The following is a 14,806-nucleotide window of genomic DNA, read 5'->3' as shown; positions in this document are numbered from 1 at the left end:
GTGCCCATTCCCCGAATGTTCATGGCTCTGCTTCTGCTTTTGCCCATGGGATGCAGTACCCGTCACGAAGTTCAAATGGCCCCGGTGGAAGTCAAGCCCATTCATATCACCATCGATGTGAATGTTCGCGTCCAGAAGGATCTGGAAGACTTTTTCGGAGACATTGATCGCGCCAAGGAACAGCTAAAACAATAGGGAGAAACCATGCGCCGAATCACATTGCTTGCCCTTTTCGTGCCGACCCTACTGGGCCTGGTTCTTATGAGCCACAATGGCTGGGCCGATGACATCAAAGCTCGTATGTTGGCTCGTTTACCCATTATCAATCAACTCAAGGCTCAAGGTTTGGTGGGTGAAAACAATAGGGGATTCTTGGAATTCCGGGGTGGCGATAGGCCGCATGCCGATGTGGTTGAAGCCGAGAATCAAGATCGAGCCATGGTGTACTCGACCATTGCGGCGCGCAACAACACCACGCCCGAGATTGTGGGTCGAGCACGGGCTGCGCAAATTGCCGCCAACGAGCCTGCCGGGTATTGGATACAGGATCCTGATGGCACCTGGCACCGCAAATAGACATGGAGCGACCTCACCCTTGTAGCCATCAGGCCCGTACGGGCGGATTCGTGTATCCGCCTGGAAACCAATGAGCCGTAGGGGCGGACCTAGGTGACCGCTCCAAGTCTACCGGCATGGTTTGGAATAAAGGGTTGAGCCAATGGAAATTCTTTTCAAGATTCTATGGGAAAGTTTTCGAATCCTGGCGGCATCCGCCCCTTATGTGCTTTTTGGGCTTGCCGCGGCCGGATGCGTGCGGGCTTTCGTCCCGACGAGTCTGGTGAAACGGCAGCTGGGCGGAAGAGGGTTAGGCCCCATTATCAAGGCTTCGCTCTGGGGGATTCCCCTACCGCTCTGTTCGTGTGGTGTGCTTCCCGTTGCCATCGATCTTCGAAATCAAGGCGTTGGCAAAGGCCCCGCTGCGGCTTTTTTGGTTTCTGTGCCAGAAACAGGTGTGGATTCCATGGCTGTCACCTATGCACTCCTTGGGCCGGTGTTCACGGTGATTCGTCCCGTGGCCGCCTTTCTGACCGCAACGGTGACAGGGGTTCTGGTAAGCTGCGTTCGCGATGTCAAAGATTCCAAGACTTCTGGTTTTTGTCAGTGTTTCACGGATGACTCGAAGGAGCAAGCTCTATCCGTTCGTCCATGGCCTCGACGTCTTGGCGAAGGTTTTCGCTATGCCTTTGTCGACTTGCTCCGGGATATGGGTGGGTGGCTTTTGTTGGGAATTCTTCTTTCCGGTCTCATCGGCGTTCTGGTTCCGGAAGATTTCAGCCGATGGATCTCCGCCGGTGAAGGTCGATCCATGCTGCTCATGCTTATTGCAGGGATTCCCCTTTACATGTGTGCAAGCGCTTCAACTCCTATTGGCGCCGTGCTTATGGCCGACGGTCTTTCTCCAGGCGCAGCCTTGGTCTTTCTCCTTGTAGGTCCTGCCACCAATGCAGCGACTCTGACCGTGCTCAACCGTTTTTGGGGCAAAGCGGCAACGACGGTTTATCTTTTGGGCGTTTCTTCCTGTTCGCTTTTCATGGGATGGCTCACCAACCGATTTTTCGAAGCCTTTGGCATTGGCGTGCATCCACTGGGGAGCTTGCGCGTGGAGTCGGGGATTGATCCCGTGGGTGGCATCTGTGCAGCTGTTTTTGTTGCACTCTGGTTGTGGTCCGTGGTGGCGATACGCTGGTCAGGCCTTCCCCAAAAAAGTCCATCCTTGAGCGGGGTCGAGGATCCATGTCCTTCCAGCACCTGAAGTTCTTCGTGTCGTTGACCGGCAGGGTGCCGGAACGTCTTTATGCGTCAACTTCAAAAGCAAGCCCTATGTCTTTTTTTGGGGCTGCCAGGCCCCGATCAACTATACGGCTATCAAAGCATGCCGAAAGCGCTCCTGGGCCCTCATGGGATCAGGTGCCCCGGGATCATGAGCAAGAAACGAGACTTTGCCCATAAGATTCATCGCAGTTTATCGTTTGTGCAGAAATTTCTTCATACCGGAAGGGAAGAGAAGGCATGAAACTCGAGTTCCGGCTGCAGGTATCCCCTTCGTCCGCATGGATGCCGCGGACTTTAAGCCAGACAATGAAAACAGCCCGGATTTGCCCTCATGTCTCGGTGCCGGTTGGATCTTTGGAGGGCGTGCCAGGACTCTCGAAGCGTTGGAGACCATGCCGAAGCCCGGTAGCTGGGTGATCGTGGAAGAGCCGTACCGGCGACGGGAGCCTTCGGAGGAATATATCGAGGTTTCGGGGGCTCGCGGGGCGATTTTGGAATCCACACCTCGAATGCTGAAGCCGAAGAGTGGCGCGCAATGGAATTAGTGGACAGTCTGGTGAGCGGCAAGGACGACTGGGACCGGTATGAAGACCTCCAGAAGTTTGTCACATCCTTGTGTGTTTACAGCCATTCGGCACCCGATGAAAACCTCGAAATCTTTTTATGCAATGCAAAGAATTAAAACGGCAAGCTACCAAGGGTCACGGACGATATGTTCACCGTGCTGCTGAAACCGACTGCTGGGCGCCTGGAGCCATGTCATGCGACTCTAGACGGCGAAAAGCAATTTTTGGCCAAGAGAGGCCGCTTTGTTCGCTCATGGAAATCTGTCGGCTCTTCCGCCACCAAAAAAAGAGGACTTAGCCTGATGAGCTAAGTCCCTGACTTTTCTGGTGCGCCCGGCAGGATTCGAACCTGCGACCTACGGATTCGTAGTCCGGCACTCTATCCAGCTGAGCTACGGGCGCCCAATCGGCGAAACGCAGGCTTCATACCACTTTGGGCTTTGTGGGGCAAGGGAAAAATCCAGGTTTCATTTTCGTGAAGCCGCCACGTGCAGGCGTTTTGCAGAGTCGTCCAGGCCCCAGCGTTTGAGTTCCGCCAGCATGGCGTGATGGGTGAGATCATGCTGAATGGGCGTAATGGAAATGTAGCCTTCGGCCAAGGCTTGCACGTCGGCATCCGGACTGTTTTCAACCACCTGAACCGATCCCGTCAACCAGTAGTAGACGCGGTTTCGAGGGTCAATGCGGCGTTCATAGCTTTCCTGGTAGATCAGGCGACCTTGATGAGTGATGCGCATACCGCGAATATCTTTGGAAGAAAGGTTGGGCACATTGACATTGAGGCAGACGCCGCGCGGAAGGCCGCGCTTTTCGATAATGGTAAGAAGATGCAGCACCGCTTCGGTGGCTCCTGAAAAGTCCTGCGGTTCAAAGGAATCGATGGAAACCGCTACGGCCGGAAATCCTAGAATGGCTCCTTCGGTGGCGGCCGAAACGGTTCCGGAATAAAGCACGTTGATTCCCACGTTGGCTCCCAGGTTGATCCCAGAAACCACCACATCGGGAAGAGGGCGCATGAGTTCGCAGACGCCCAGTTTGACGCAGTCAGCCGGTGTTCCCGTGCAGGCGTAGCCGAAGAAAGCTCCATTACGCTTGACCGGCTTGACCAGCAGAGGATCCAGAAAGGTGATGGCATGACCGACGGCGCTGCGTTCCGTTTCCGGGGCAATCACATAAACATCGTGGTGACGGCTTAGGGCTTCGTACAGGGCTTCAATACCCTTGGCGAAGATGCCATCGTCGTTCGTCAGAAGGATTCTCATAGGTTTTCTAAGTTCCTTTCAAATGACTTTTAGCCGCGTTGATGCCGGCTTCCAGGGCCGCTTTATTGAGCTCTTCGGTCCCCGAGGGGACTCGAGCCAACACCGCCGCTTCCAGAGAACTCAAGGAAACGCACCGTGTCAGCACGGCCAAGGCTCCTAGAGCGATGATGTTGGCGGTCATTTCTTTCTTTAATTGCGATCGAGCGATCTGGGTAAAGGGAATGGAGATGGCTCGCGTCGTGGGCACCTGTTTCACAAAGGTGCTGTCCACAATCAGAATGCCGTCGGGCTTCAGGTCGAAAAAGTAAGCGTCGCAGGATTTCTGGTTCATGGCCAGAAGCACGTCAGGTTTGATGGCCTTGGGGTAATCGATTTCCTCATCGCTGATGACGACTTCCGACTTGCTGGCCCCACCTCGAGCTTCCGGCCCGTAACTCTGGGTTTGGCAAACGAATTTGCCGTCATAAATGCCGGCGGCTTCAGCCAAAATGATTCCGGCCATGATCAGCCCTTGACCTCCAGACCCGCTTAAACGCACTTCATATCGGTACCCCATCGGTGTTCCTTCCGTTTATAGCGTTCCTTTGATCCTATTTAACGGCGGCCATGCGGCTTCGAGCGGCTTCGCGAATCTTTCGGTATTCTTCCGTGTATATGGGCAGATCTCGATCCACCAAAACACCGATGGTGAATTTTCCTGCCAGTTCTTCTTCGCTCATTTTCGCAGCCTTTTCCACGCGCACCGCATTTTCTTTTTGCCAGCGCAACATGTCTACAGCACCTCCCAATTTGTTGCGCCGCCCATATTGGGTATGGCAATGGCTGATCACTTCCACCACGGAAAACCCTCTCTTGCGAATGGCCTGTTCAATAAGCCGATCCAGCATGGTGGCGTGGTAGACGGTGCCTCGTGCCACCATGCTCGCGCCGGCTGTTACGGCCAGTTCGGCGATGGAAAAAGACTGCTCAATATGTCTGTAGACGGCCGTTGTGGCCAGAGCTCCGTAAGGCGTGGTGGGGGAGTATTGCCCCCCGGTCATGCCGTAGATGTTGTTGTTGACAATAATGGCCGTCAGATTCAGGTTGCGTCGTGCCGCATGAATAAAGTGGTTCCCTCCGATGGCCGTTGCATCCCCGTCTCCCATGATGACAATGACTTGGAGACGTGGATTGGCCAGCTTAACCCCCGTGGCAAAGGTGAGGGCTCGCCCGTGGGTGGTGTGCAACGTGTTGAAGTCCACGTAGACCGGCAACCTTCCTGCACACCCGATGCCGGAAACCAGCACGATATCGTCTTTTTCATACCCCGTCCGATCGATGGCTCGAATCAGCGCTCCCAAGAGGATGCCGTTGCCGCATCCCGGGCACCATACGTGTGGAAATTTCTTGTCGTGACGAAGGTATTTATGAATGAGTTTGGTGACTTCAGCCATGGAATGCCTCACATTCATTCACTTACGGATCCTTGACCGCGCCGGCTCAAATCTTGAGGAGACGCGTCAGGATTTCTTCGGGGGTGATGAGGTTTCCATCGATACGGTTCAGGGTCTCCACGCGGGTCATACCCTGATTGATTCTCTTCACTTCCCGAGACACCTGACCCATGTTCAATTCCGGCACCAGAACGGCTTTCACCCGTTTCAGGTAAGGTTCCAAAATTTGGCGAGGAAAAGGCCACAGGGTAATCAGTTGTACCAGACCCGCCCGCACACCGCGCTTGCGGGCTTCTCTGACAGCTCGACGCGCCGATCGTGCCACCGATCCATAGGCGATCACAAGAATTTCGGCATCTTCGTCCAGTTCCGTTTCCACCATGAGAATATCGAAAAAGTTTTGGGAAATCTTTCGATGAATACGTGTCAAAAAAGGAACGATTTCATCGGCCCTTTGGGTGGGGAATCCACGAACATCGTGAATCAGACCTGTCACGTGGTATCGGTATCCGTCTCCAAAGATGCCCATGGGCGGCACACCGCGACTGTTGTCTTCGTAGGGGATATACCATTCCGGAGGCATATTGGGTCGTATGCGGTCAACCACCTCGATTTCTTCCGGGTGAGGAATTCGAATCTTTTCCCGCGTATGGGCGACCACTTCATCGGAAAGGATAATCACCGGAGTGCGGTATTTTTCCGCAAGATTGAAGGCTTTGACGGTGATGTCAAAGCAGTCCTTTGTGCTGGAAACGGCCAGAACGATAATGGGATGATCCCCGTGGGTGCCCCATCGAGCCTGCATCACATCGCCTTGAGCCACATTCGTGGGCAACCCCGTACTGGGACCTCCGCGCATCACATTGACCACTACACATGGCACTTCGGCCACGCAGGCGAATCCCAAGTTTTCCTGCATCAGGGAAAATCCCGGACCACTGGTGGCCGTCATGGACTTGGCGCCGGCAAGGGAAGCTCCTATGATAGCCCCCATGCTGGCGATTTCGTCCTCCATTTGAATAAAAGTGCCACCCATGGCCGGGAGCTTCACGGACATGACCTCGCTGATTTCTGTTGCCGGAGTGATGGGGTAGCCGGCAAAGAATGTGCACCCGGCAGCCAATGCGCCTTCCACCACGGCTTCATTGCCTTGCAGCAGCACTTGTTTTCCCGAAATATTGGCAACACTCACGATTTTGTCTCCCTAGTCGGCTTCGTCACTGGAGGCCACCTTGCGCGCCCGAACACTGATGGCAAAGTCCGGGCAGTGGATTTCACAAAACCCACAGCCCGTGCAGCGGTCCGCATCCTTGACCACGGGATTGCCGTCTTCGCCCATTTCAATGCATTCTCGAGGACAAAAGGCGGCACAAATGCCGCATCCTTTACACCAGCCCGAAAAAATGGCGATATCGAAATGGCGCTTGGGTTTTTCTCGTTCTTCCGGAGTGGAAGCAGGCATCTCGACGTTTTCCGGTTCTGGAACCTGCAACGTTTCGGGTTCTTCACGGGGTGCCGACTCTTGAACTTTTCGCTTCTTGGATGGTTTAGTCCTTTCCACCATGTCCCCTTATCCTTCACCAAAATGGCCGTTGGCGTTCATCAGAGCCGATCCTATCCCATAGCCGAGCGCCGAAGACTTTTCAACGGCTTTTGGGGCTTTGCAGCCAGGTTTGAGCCAGCGCGCAAAAGTTCTTCGGATCCAGTCCAAGTCGATCTTGCACCAAGTTGAATGTGAAGGTGTCTTCCAAAAGAGCCTTCCATGACTTTCGACCTTCGGCGACTTGCGCCAAAGTATCGGCCAAATACAAAAGAAGCGCCGCCGTCTCTTCGCTTTTTTCAGGGCGATGGTGCCATCGCACCGCCTGGGCGATCATGTCGGGAAGGCTCCAGCGTTGAGCCAAAAGAAATCCCGCCTCGGCATGATCCGTTCCCAACACTTCCCATTCCGCATCCACCAAGGACACACTCTGCGCAAAGATATGTTCTTCCACAGCTCGAGCCGTTCGTGCATTCACCTGGGCCAGGACGAGTTTCCCTATGTCATGCAAAAGTCCCAGGGTCCAGGCCACGCTTTTGCCGATGCCCAAGGAAGTATGCATCGTCAAGTACTGGGCACAATCCGCCACGCGCATCACATGGCGACGGGCTCCTTTGAGCCATAACCCGGCTCCTTCCCCCGAATACCGCGTCATGAGTCCATGGACATAGGCGGCCATGACGATGCCGCATACCGTCTCTAAACCCAGCAAACGCACGGCGTGTTCGATGGAAGCGACTTCTACGGGCAGAGAATAAAAAGGTGAATTGCATAGATGCAGCGTCTGCAGCGTGAGCCCCGGATCTTGAGCCACCACGCCGGCCAACACTTTGGGCTCTGTATCGGGCCTCTGCATCATGTCCATAACGGTGAAAGCCGTGTCCGGAAGCATGGGCACACCGTCAAGAAGTCGTGTCAGGGTTACGGCGTCTAATTGTGTGGCTTCTTGGGTCATATCAATCACCTTTTAGGAATCGGGAACGATCCAGGGCTTGAGGTCCAGGATTGGAGTTCCATCCAGCATATCGATCCCTTTCACGCGAAGTTTTGATCCCTGAATATCTAAGACTTCCACTACGGAAAGCCCGATGGGGTTGGGACGTCGAGGAGAACAGGTGCTGAAGACGCCCATGGGTTGGTTACGATGGGGTGGCTTTTGAATAAGGTCCTGGGTCGAAAAGGGTTGACTTTTATGGAAGTGAAACAAGACAATGATTTTCTGACCGGGTTGAATGTCCCTGAGGCCTTGCTGATAGGTTTCGTCGATACACAGGGTGCCTTCAACGTCGGAGATAGTCCAGTGCCGGGGGACGGAAGCTGCCTGGGTGCGAACGATGCCGATGGGTTTAAAAACGATGTCGGTCATGGATTGGTCAGGTCCTTTTCAAGATCGTCGCGGTGGAGCACCACGTCCCCGAGGGTGCGGAAATGAGGCATGAGAAGCGTCAGGGGATGTTCCGTGAGTTTTCCATCGACGAGGTAGCGGTCGTTGATTTCTGAACACAAGATACGCCCGACAAGCAACGCATAACGCTCGTCGGTCAGTTCCCGTTCCAAAGCAGCTTCGATCCAGCCGATGGCTGCCGCGATGCGAGGTGGTTTCACTCGTTTTGCCGGCATGGTTTCCAGGCCCACTCTTTCCAGTTCATTCACTCCGTAGGGATAGGGTCGGGCCGTGCGCATAGCTTCTCGAAAAGACGGCTTTCCGATAACGTTAACGACGAAATCTCCGGTTTCTCGAATATTACGCAAGGTGTCTCGAGGCAGCGCTGAAGCAACGGCAATCAAGGGCAAGGGCCTCAAGATGGGCATCACACAGCTATAGGGTGCGGCATTGGGTGTGCCTTCCCGGTTCACGGTGGTGAGCACCGTGACGGGTAAAGGAAAAAAACGTTTGAACATTTCCGGAGCCAGTTCCATAAACGGCCTCCTTGGCACGTGCCCAGGCGCAGGGATCTAAGAGCTGACAAGGCTTTTTCCTAATCTTTTTTCTAAGGGGAGGCAAGAATGGATTCCAAGGCTCGAGAGGATCTGCTTGCTGTCTTTCGTGCCGCCCTCGCTGCCGTGGATCCCGAAGAGGCGGTACGGCGACATGTGCACCGACAAGGCACTCGTCTTGTCTTCGATGGTCAGCAATTGGATCTTGAGCGATATCGGCGGGTTTTTGTGCTGGGGGCCGGCAAGGGCACGGCACCCATGGCCAGAGCGCTTGAAGACCTGCTTGAATCTTTTCTCACTCAAGGGGTGATCGTGGTGAAATACGGCCACGGTGTCCCTTTAAAAAAAGTGAGGGTTTTGGAAGCGGCGCATCCCGTTCCAGATGCGGCGGGAGTGAGAGCGACGGAGGAACTGCTGCATTTGGCCGCACAGGCCGGGAAAGACGATTTGATCTTGGCAGTTTTTTCAGGAGGTGGCAGCGCTTTGACACCGGCTCCCGTGCCCCCTGTGACCTTAGAGCACAAACAGAAAACCACGGAATTGCTTTTGGGAGCTGGAGCTACGATTCATGAGATCAATGTAGTGCGGAAACATCTGTCTCGGTTTAAAGGAGGCGGCCTGGCCCGCGCGGCAGCTCCCGCTCGTGTGGTGACCCTTTTGGTGTCGGATGTGATCGGCGATCCCTTGGATGTGATTGCTTCAGGCCCGACGGCTCCGGATCTTTCCACCTACCGGGAAGCTTTTGAGGTCATTGAGCGCTACGATCTCAAAGACAAGATTCCTGCAGAAGTCTTGCATGTTTTACGGGAAGGTCTGGAAGGACGACGTCCGGAAACCCCCAAACCCAACGATCCCATGTTCCAAAAGGTTTCGCATACGGTTGTCGCCAATAATCCGGCGGCCTTGAAGGCGGCCGAAGAAGAAGCCATCCGTAGAGGTTACCGCACCCTAGTGCTGACGTCACGCCTGGAAGGGGAAGCTCGCCATGTGGCCAAAGTCATAGCCGCTTTAGCCAAAGAAGTCGCTTTATTCGGAAGGCCTGTAGCCCCTCCGGCATGTCTTCTTTTCGGCGGAGAAACCACCGTCACCCTCGGCCCGTTCCCAGGAAAAGGAGGCCGTAACCAGGAACTGGCTCTGGCGGCGGCCCTGGCACTGGACGGCTGGCACAAGATAACCCTTCTGAGCGCAGGTACGGACGGCACCGACGGTCCTACGGATGCGGCCGGGGCCTTTGCAGACGGCAGCACGGTGATCCGTTCGGCTCTCATGGGATGGCATGCTTCCAGCTTTTTGGACGCTCACAATGCTTATCCCTTTTTTGAAAGGCTAGGGGACCTGGTGATCACCGGGCCGACACGAACCAATGTTATGGATTTTATCGGAGTGGTGATTTCATGATGAGAGAACGACGCACCAAGATCGTGTGTACCATCGGACCGGCAAGTCAGAGCAAGGACGTGCTTCGAGACCTTGTGCGAGCCGGGATGGATGTGGCGCGTATCAACTTGTCCCATGGTGACTACGAAAGCCATGCGTGGACCATTCAGGCCCTGCGCGACGTGGCGGCGGCGGAAGGGAAGGAAATCGGCATCCTTCAGGATCTTGGGGGGCCAAAGATTCGGCTGGGTGTTCTTCCGGAAGGGGAAAGAGTCCTGACGGTAGGGGAAAAGGTTCGATTGTACCCCGGCGACTCCTCACACGGCGACGACCTGGCCGTGCAGTACCCCTATTTGCTTGAAGATGTGAATGCGGGTGACAGAATTCTTCTGGCCGATGGTCTGGTGGAACTGCAGGTTTTGGACAAGGATGCGCAAGCCTTGGTGTGCCATGTGGTGGTGGGGGGTGTCATCCATTCCCACAAAGGCGTCAATCTGCCTTCCAGCAACTTGCGAATTCCTTCCTTCACCGAAAAGGACAGGCAGGACCTTCTCTTTGGTCTGGAACATGGCGTGGATTTCGTGGGGCTTTCCTTCGTTCGTCACGAAAAGGATGTGACACCCGTTTTGGACATTCTGAAAACGGCCGATCCCAGACCCATGGTCATTGCCAAGATTGAAAAACCTCAAGCGCTGGAACGTCTGGACGCCATTCTGGATAGAGTGGACGGGGTCATGGTGGCTCGAGGGGACCTCGGGGTTGAGACCCCTCTTTATGAAGTGCCGGTAATTCAGAAAAGAATCATTCAAGCCGCACGGGATCGTGCCAAACCTGTCATCACCGCCACGCAGATGCTTCGTTCCATGGTGTCCAGTCCTCGTCCGACACGGGCGGAAACTACCGATGTGGCCAACGCTGTCCTGGACGGCACCGATGCTGTGATGCTTTCGGAAGAAACAGCCATGGGATCCTACCCCGTGGAAGCCGTGCGTATGTTGGATCGTATCGCCGTGGCTGCGGAAAAGTACATGTTTGATACATCCCATCATAACAGGTTCACTTCCGCGACCATTCCGGGAATGGCTGCCGCCATCAGCGAAGCCGTTCTCGGGTTGGCGAACGATCTGCACGCGGCGGCCATCATCGCTTCCACGGCTTCCGGAGAAACGGCACGGCTGGTCAGTCGCCTTCGGCCCAAAAGCCCCATTGTGGGTTTTACCCATGCACCGGCCACGGTGCGTCAATTGTCTCTTTCTTGGGGTGTTTATCCCGTTTTGGTCCCTCGATGCGAGGAGACCGACACTTTGTTTGCCATTGCAAGACGATGGACTTTGGATCAGAAAGTCGCCCGTCCCGGCGACGTGATTGTGCTCACGGCGGGTGTGCCCGTAGGTCGAAGCGGCACCACCAACATGGTGAAAGTGATCGTGCTGTAGGGGAAATGAGCCGGACCAGGCAATGGCCTGTGAGGGGATAGGAGTGAGGCATGCCTCGCCCCTACAAACTTCCAGCAAAGTCACGGTCTTTTTTCTATGTCGGGCAAGCGGCTAGGTTTCTGAGGGTTCCCGATCCGTAGGGGTGGACCTGCGTGTCCGCCCCAAAGCATTGTCGTACCAGAATGGCCTACGGGCGGACACATGAGACTGCCCGAAAGGATTGTAGTGCCAGAATGGCCCAGGGGCGAACACATGGGTCCGCCCCTACGAGGGTGACCGGAAATTTATCCTTGGGAGCGCGGGCATTCCAGCCGAACAGACGGGCGAGACCCACCTTTTCAGCCCTGAGAGGCTTTGGCAAGGATTTCCAGATTCTTTTGCATTCTCTTTTGGTCGGCCTTACGATTGTCCTTGTTGGGTTTGTCTTTTCTTTTGCGAATAAGACGCGTCTTGTGCGTATTGGACGGCATGACTTTCCCCCTTGTTTCGCCCTCATGTCGAGAAGCGTTTTGCACTCGCATGGGCCGGCGGCACCATGGGCCCGGCCGGCCGACTTCAAAAGAAAAGGTTAGCCGTTCGGCTAACCCTTGAAATTCCTGGTGGAGCTGAGGGGAGTCGAACCCCTGACCTCTTGAATGCCATTCAAGCGCTCTCCCAACTGAGCTACAGCCCCAGCGGCATGTGGGCGATCCTATAGCAGCCGGCGCATGCCCCTGTCAACCCCCTTTTGCATGCGCCGAGGAATGGCGGAAGAAGTAGGTTAGGCGTTGAGCATTTCGCCGAGGACTCGACCGTAATCCTGACAGGCCCTCATGCCTTCGGAAGTGTTGACCTTGTGTTCCAGAAGGTTGAAAGACCCAAGACTTGTCATGCGCATCTTGAAGACATGTTCCATGGTGTCGTAGATGTACTTGGGAGCGTCGCCGCTGTGGGTGTAGGATCCAAAAGCGCCGCCAACCTTGCCTTCCAAGCCCGCTTCCTGGGCCATAAACAGAAAGGTTTTCATGCTTTGGGTCATGTCGCGATGGTAGGTGGGAGACCCGAAAATGTAGGCGTCATAGCCCTTGATTTCGTCCGCTTTCTTGATGTCGGAAATTTTCTTAAGTACCGGCTCATGCCCGGCAAAGCGGACGCCTTCAGCAATGTAGTTGGCCATTTTTTCCGTGTGTCCGGTCCGACTCACATACGCGATGAGCACTTTCATCAGGCTTTCCCTCCTTCTTCGGGTTTCTTTTCAAAAGTTTTCTTTTCACCACACTGAGGGCACTTTTGGGGCTTACAACGACTATCCTTTTCAAAACCACACTTGGTGCATTGAAATACCGCCATGGATGACTCCTTACGGCACGGATGGAAAAGGATTCTCAGAACCTATCGGGAAGTTTCCGTTTCGGTCATGCAACAAAAACTCTTTTTGCGCGCTCCACACACCGGGCACTTCCAATCATCGGGAAGTTCCTCAAAGGGAGTTCCTTTGGGAATTTTGCCTCGTTTATCTCCGCGATCAGGATCATAAACGAAACCACACGTCGGTCCCCCACAACGATAACATTCCTCCGGCTTACCCATCGTGCCTTTCCCTCCCTCATTTTACCGTTCAGTTCTCGAAGCGCCGTAGGTTTTAGAAGCATTACAACTGAAACTTATGCGTTATTGGAACGCTGTCAACGGATGTTGAGCAAAAAAACCCGTAGATTTTAATTCCATGGAGAAAAGCCTTTTCGCAAAAGGCAAGAGGGGGATTCAGGTTTGCGCAGCGAGGGTAAGGATCTTAATGTGCCGTGAAGGATCGTTTAGCCTTGATACTGGAGTTGAAAGGTTGTTGTCATGAGCGTCGACCACGGGTGGGATGCGACGGTCGAGAGTCTGGAAATGAAAGGCATACAGCACGTCAAAGGTTCAGTCGTCTTGAAGCATGGGTTCGTAATAGCGGCGAAAGTCTTCGGCATACTGTTCGATCCAGTCGAAAACGGCGTCTTGGCCCAGATCCCTTCCCGCCTTTTCGCTTTCAATCCATTTGTGTTTCTGGATCTCTTGCAATTGAAGCCGAATGTAATCTTCAAAGGTTAAGTGTCTTTTTTGTTCCATAGTTGAGCCTCCACACTTCGGTGTGGCTGTGAAACTCCAAGTTGTCTTCACTGATCGATCCTATTAAAATGCCGTCAAGCGAGAGCGTCAAGCCCTTTAATGAACCGTATTGACCTGCGAAATCGATGGTGGAGGCGGCGGGAATCGAACCCGCGTCCGAAAGCCTTCCGCTTAAGTTTCTACATGCTTAGCCACAGTTTTGAGTTTCGCTTCCGCGGGCTCCCCGTGCGCCGGATCCTCTGGAAGCTAGCCCTGAAGGTTCTCGTTTTCTCGGCCTAGGGCGCGGCCTTGAAAACCAGCCCGAGGAGTCGACGCCCCTTTCGGCCGTACGGGCTTAGGCCGAAGGAACGGCAGCCGGCTTAAGCGGCTGCAGCGTACGCATAGTCGTCTGCGTTTGCTTTAACCCCGACCGGAATACGGGCGGCCAGGACCCCCGGCATGCTTCTTAAGCTTCATGACCTCCGTCGAACCCTTTTCGCCCCCCTAAATGTGCCAGACGGCATTTACCGAAGGGAGTGCAGTGAACCTCTGCAAGTCCGTAATCATTACTACTGATATATAAGCGCATCGGCAAGAGGAGTCAAGCGACAAATGGGTTTCTAAGAGGTTGCGGTCAGGGGTTCTTTCGATTATGAACGGGTCCGTAGGGCCTTTAAGACAAAAAAGCACGAAAAAGAGGCAACGGATATGAGCGGCTATGAAGAGATCATTCGAGAATACTTGAAAAAGGCTTGGGATCGATCCCTAGAATCTCTTGCCAAAGCGGTGCCTGCTGTGCCGGATTCTTCGGGGGCTCTGTCTTTTGAAGCTTTTGGAAAAAGATGCACCATCCAGTGTGAAAGTGTTTTCTTTGATAGTGTCTTGGACGTGGGACCAAGAGCGGTCCTCACCGCCATTTATGCGGCCCATGTTCCTGAACGAACCGCCCCGTTGCATCCTCTTAAAGCTTTCAAGGAAATTCCCAACAGCGGTCCCTACCAGGCCGCTTTTGCGGTTCATGCAGAACAGGTTCTGGTACCCCATGTGCCGAAAATCAAGGCTCGGCTGGATCATCTGATTCCGTTTTTTTCCGGACATCGCAACACGGATGCACCGTCCGGAGATTTTTCTTTCACTCTTTACCCGTTTCCTCGAATCCCGCTTTACTACATCGTTCATGAAGCGGACGATGAGTTTCCCGCGGCGGTCACTTGCCTCTTTGGAGGAGATTGCGCCTCCTTTATGCCTTTGGACGCCTTGGCGGATGTGGCCGAATACACTGCGCAAGAACTTATTGCGGTCTGTCAAACAACCTGAAACCTTAGCGGCTTCCTGGGATGGTATCTGTGAGATT

General features: G+C 54.4%; 21 protein-coding genes, 2 tRNA genes and 1 other RNA gene. 8 read left to right on the top strand and 16 right to left on the bottom strand.

The window, feature by feature from the left end; translation table 11 throughout:
* The 5 genes from WHS46_04915 (at nucleotide 1) to WHS46_04895 (ending at nucleotide 2,515) form a co-directional block, all read left to right on the top strand.
* Entirely contained in the window at nucleotides 1-195 is a 195-nt protein-coding gene (locus WHS46_04915; protein MEJ5348012.1) for a hypothetical protein, read from the top strand.
* A gap of 9 nt (nucleotides 196-204) precedes the next feature.
* Nucleotides 205-576: a YdbL family protein gene (locus WHS46_04910; GenBank protein MEJ5348011.1), complete on the top strand. Its 372-nt coding sequence runs from the start codon at nucleotides 205-207 to the stop codon at nucleotides 574-576.
* A 142-nt stretch (nucleotides 577-718) separates the two neighbouring features.
* Nucleotides 719-1,813 carry an SO_0444 family Cu/Zn efflux transporter gene (locus tag WHS46_04905; GenBank protein ID MEJ5348010.1) on the top strand — a complete coding sequence of 365 codons (1,095 nt, stop codon included), beginning with the start codon at nucleotides 719-721 and terminating at the stop codon, nucleotides 1,811-1,813.
* 298 nt (nucleotides 1,814-2,111) lie between these two features.
* Nucleotides 2,112-2,378 (top strand): hypothetical protein, encoded by a 267-nt coding sequence (locus WHS46_04900; GenBank protein ID MEJ5348009.1) that lies wholly within the window; start codon nucleotides 2,112-2,114, stop codon nucleotides 2,376-2,378.
* Nucleotides 2,369-2,515: a hypothetical protein gene (locus WHS46_04895; protein ID MEJ5348008.1), complete on the top strand. Its 147-nt coding sequence runs from the start codon at nucleotides 2,369-2,371 to the stop codon at nucleotides 2,513-2,515. The genes WHS46_04900 and WHS46_04895 overlap by 10 nt, the downstream gene beginning before the upstream one ends.
* 209 nt (nucleotides 2,516-2,724) lie before the next feature.
* Here WHS46_04895 and WHS46_04890 read toward each other — a convergent pair.
* The 9 genes from WHS46_04890 to WHS46_04850 all read right to left on the bottom strand — a co-directional run bounded on the left by WHS46_04890 (nucleotide 2,725) and on the right by WHS46_04850 (nucleotide 8,554).
* Nucleotides 2,725-2,801: transfer RNA gene (locus WHS46_04890), tRNA-Arg, on the bottom strand.
* A 65-nt stretch (nucleotides 2,802-2,866) separates the two neighbouring features.
* Nucleotides 2,867-3,661 carry a 5'/3'-nucleotidase SurE gene (gene surE, locus WHS46_04885; GenBank protein MEJ5348007.1) on the bottom strand — a complete coding sequence of 265 codons (795 nt, stop codon included), beginning with the start codon at nucleotides 3,659-3,661 and terminating at the stop codon, nucleotides 2,867-2,869.
* A gap of 7 nt (nucleotides 3,662-3,668) precedes the next feature.
* Complete coding sequence (locus WHS46_04880) at nucleotides 3,669-4,217, bottom strand: 2-oxoacid:acceptor oxidoreductase family protein (GenBank protein ID MEJ5348006.1); 549 nt, start codon at nucleotides 4,215-4,217, stop codon at nucleotides 3,669-3,671.
* A gap of 34 nt (nucleotides 4,218-4,251) precedes the next feature.
* A complete protein-coding gene (locus WHS46_04875) occupies nucleotides 4,252-5,112 on the bottom strand; it encodes a 2-oxoacid:ferredoxin oxidoreductase subunit beta (GenBank protein ID MEJ5348005.1) in 861 nt (286 codons plus the stop codon).
* 28 nt (nucleotides 5,113-5,140) lie between these two features.
* Nucleotides 5,141-6,286, bottom strand: coding sequence for a 2-oxoacid:acceptor oxidoreductase subunit alpha (locus tag WHS46_04870; GenBank protein MEJ5348004.1), 1,146 nt, complete (start codon nucleotides 6,284-6,286; stop codon nucleotides 5,141-5,143).
* A gap of 12 nt (nucleotides 6,287-6,298) precedes the next feature.
* Nucleotides 6,299-6,658, bottom strand: a complete 360-nt coding sequence (locus tag WHS46_04865) for a 4Fe-4S binding protein (protein MEJ5348003.1) — start codon at nucleotides 6,656-6,658, stop codon at nucleotides 6,299-6,301.
* Nucleotides 6,659-6,737: 79 nt separating this feature from the next.
* On the bottom strand, nucleotides 6,738-7,589 hold the full coding sequence (locus tag WHS46_04860; GenBank protein MEJ5348002.1) for an HDOD domain-containing protein: 852 nt from the start codon (nucleotides 7,587-7,589) through the stop codon (nucleotides 6,738-6,740).
* 12 nt (nucleotides 7,590-7,601) lie between these two features.
* Entirely contained in the window at nucleotides 7,602-8,000 is a 399-nt protein-coding gene (gene tsaA / locus WHS46_04855) for a tRNA (N6-threonylcarbamoyladenosine(37)-N6)-methyltransferase TrmO (GenBank protein MEJ5348001.1), read from the bottom strand.
* Nucleotides 7,997-8,554, bottom strand: coding sequence for a flavin reductase family protein (locus WHS46_04850; protein MEJ5348000.1), 558 nt, complete (start codon nucleotides 8,552-8,554; stop codon nucleotides 7,997-7,999). The genes tsaA and WHS46_04850 overlap by 4 nt, the downstream gene beginning before the upstream one ends.
* An 87-nt stretch (nucleotides 8,555-8,641) precedes the next feature.
* Here WHS46_04850 and WHS46_04845 point away from each other — a divergent pair, with 87 nt between their 5' ends.
* Both WHS46_04845 and pyk read left to right on the top strand, forming a co-directional pair.
* Nucleotides 8,642-9,970, top strand: coding sequence for a glycerate kinase (locus WHS46_04845; protein ID MEJ5347999.1), 1,329 nt, complete (start codon nucleotides 8,642-8,644; stop codon nucleotides 9,968-9,970).
* Nucleotides 9,967-11,385 (top strand): pyruvate kinase, encoded by a 1,419-nt coding sequence (gene pyk, locus WHS46_04840; protein ID MEJ5347998.1) that lies wholly within the window; start codon nucleotides 9,967-9,969, stop codon nucleotides 11,383-11,385. Before WHS46_04845 ends, pyk begins: the two co-directional genes overlap by 4 nt.
* A gap of 338 nt (nucleotides 11,386-11,723) precedes the next feature.
* On the opposite strand, the gene WHS46_04835 is transcribed toward pyk, so the two are convergent.
* The 7 genes from WHS46_04835 to ssrA all read right to left on the bottom strand — a co-directional run bounded on the left by WHS46_04835 (nucleotide 11,724) and on the right by ssrA (nucleotide 13,956).
* The gene (locus WHS46_04835) at nucleotides 11,724-11,855 is read right to left on the bottom strand and encodes a hypothetical protein (GenBank protein MEJ5347997.1); all 132 of its coding nucleotides are present in this window, start codon (nucleotides 11,853-11,855) and stop codon (nucleotides 11,724-11,726) included.
* Nucleotides 11,856-11,982: 127 nt separating this feature from the next.
* Nucleotides 11,983-12,058: transfer RNA gene (locus tag WHS46_04830), tRNA-Ala, on the bottom strand.
* A gap of 87 nt (nucleotides 12,059-12,145) precedes the next feature.
* Entirely contained in the window at nucleotides 12,146-12,589 is a 444-nt protein-coding gene (locus WHS46_04825) for a flavodoxin domain-containing protein (protein ID MEJ5347996.1), read from the bottom strand.
* Nucleotides 12,589-12,714: a hypothetical protein gene (locus WHS46_04820; GenBank protein ID MEJ5347995.1), complete on the bottom strand. Its 126-nt coding sequence runs from the start codon at nucleotides 12,712-12,714 to the stop codon at nucleotides 12,589-12,591. The genes WHS46_04825 and WHS46_04820 overlap by 1 nt, the downstream gene beginning before the upstream one ends.
* Before the next feature lie 42 nt (nucleotides 12,715-12,756).
* On the bottom strand, nucleotides 12,757-12,954 hold the full coding sequence (locus WHS46_04815) for a rubredoxin (GenBank protein MEJ5347994.1): 198 nt from the start codon (nucleotides 12,952-12,954) through the stop codon (nucleotides 12,757-12,759).
* A 330-nt stretch (nucleotides 12,955-13,284) separates the two neighbouring features.
* Nucleotides 13,285-13,473 (bottom strand): hypothetical protein, encoded by a 189-nt coding sequence (locus tag WHS46_04810; GenBank protein ID MEJ5347993.1) that lies wholly within the window; start codon nucleotides 13,471-13,473, stop codon nucleotides 13,285-13,287.
* A gap of 126 nt (nucleotides 13,474-13,599) precedes the next feature.
* Nucleotides 13,600-13,956: a transfer-messenger RNA gene (gene ssrA, locus WHS46_04805) on the bottom strand.
* A gap of 204 nt (nucleotides 13,957-14,160) precedes the next feature.
* Here ssrA and WHS46_04800 point away from each other — a divergent pair.
* The gene (locus WHS46_04800) at nucleotides 14,161-14,769 is read left to right on the top strand and encodes a DUF3786 domain-containing protein (GenBank protein ID MEJ5347992.1); all 609 of its coding nucleotides are present in this window, start codon (nucleotides 14,161-14,163) and stop codon (nucleotides 14,767-14,769) included.
* The last annotated feature ends 37 nt before the right edge of the window (nucleotides 14,770-14,806 follow it).

The organism is Desulfosoma sp. (genome assembly GCA_037481875.1).
Classification (GTDB): Bacteria; Desulfobacterota; Syntrophobacteria; order Syntrophobacterales; family DSM-9756; genus Desulfosoma.
This window is presented reverse-complemented; position numbering and strand designations above follow the sequence as displayed.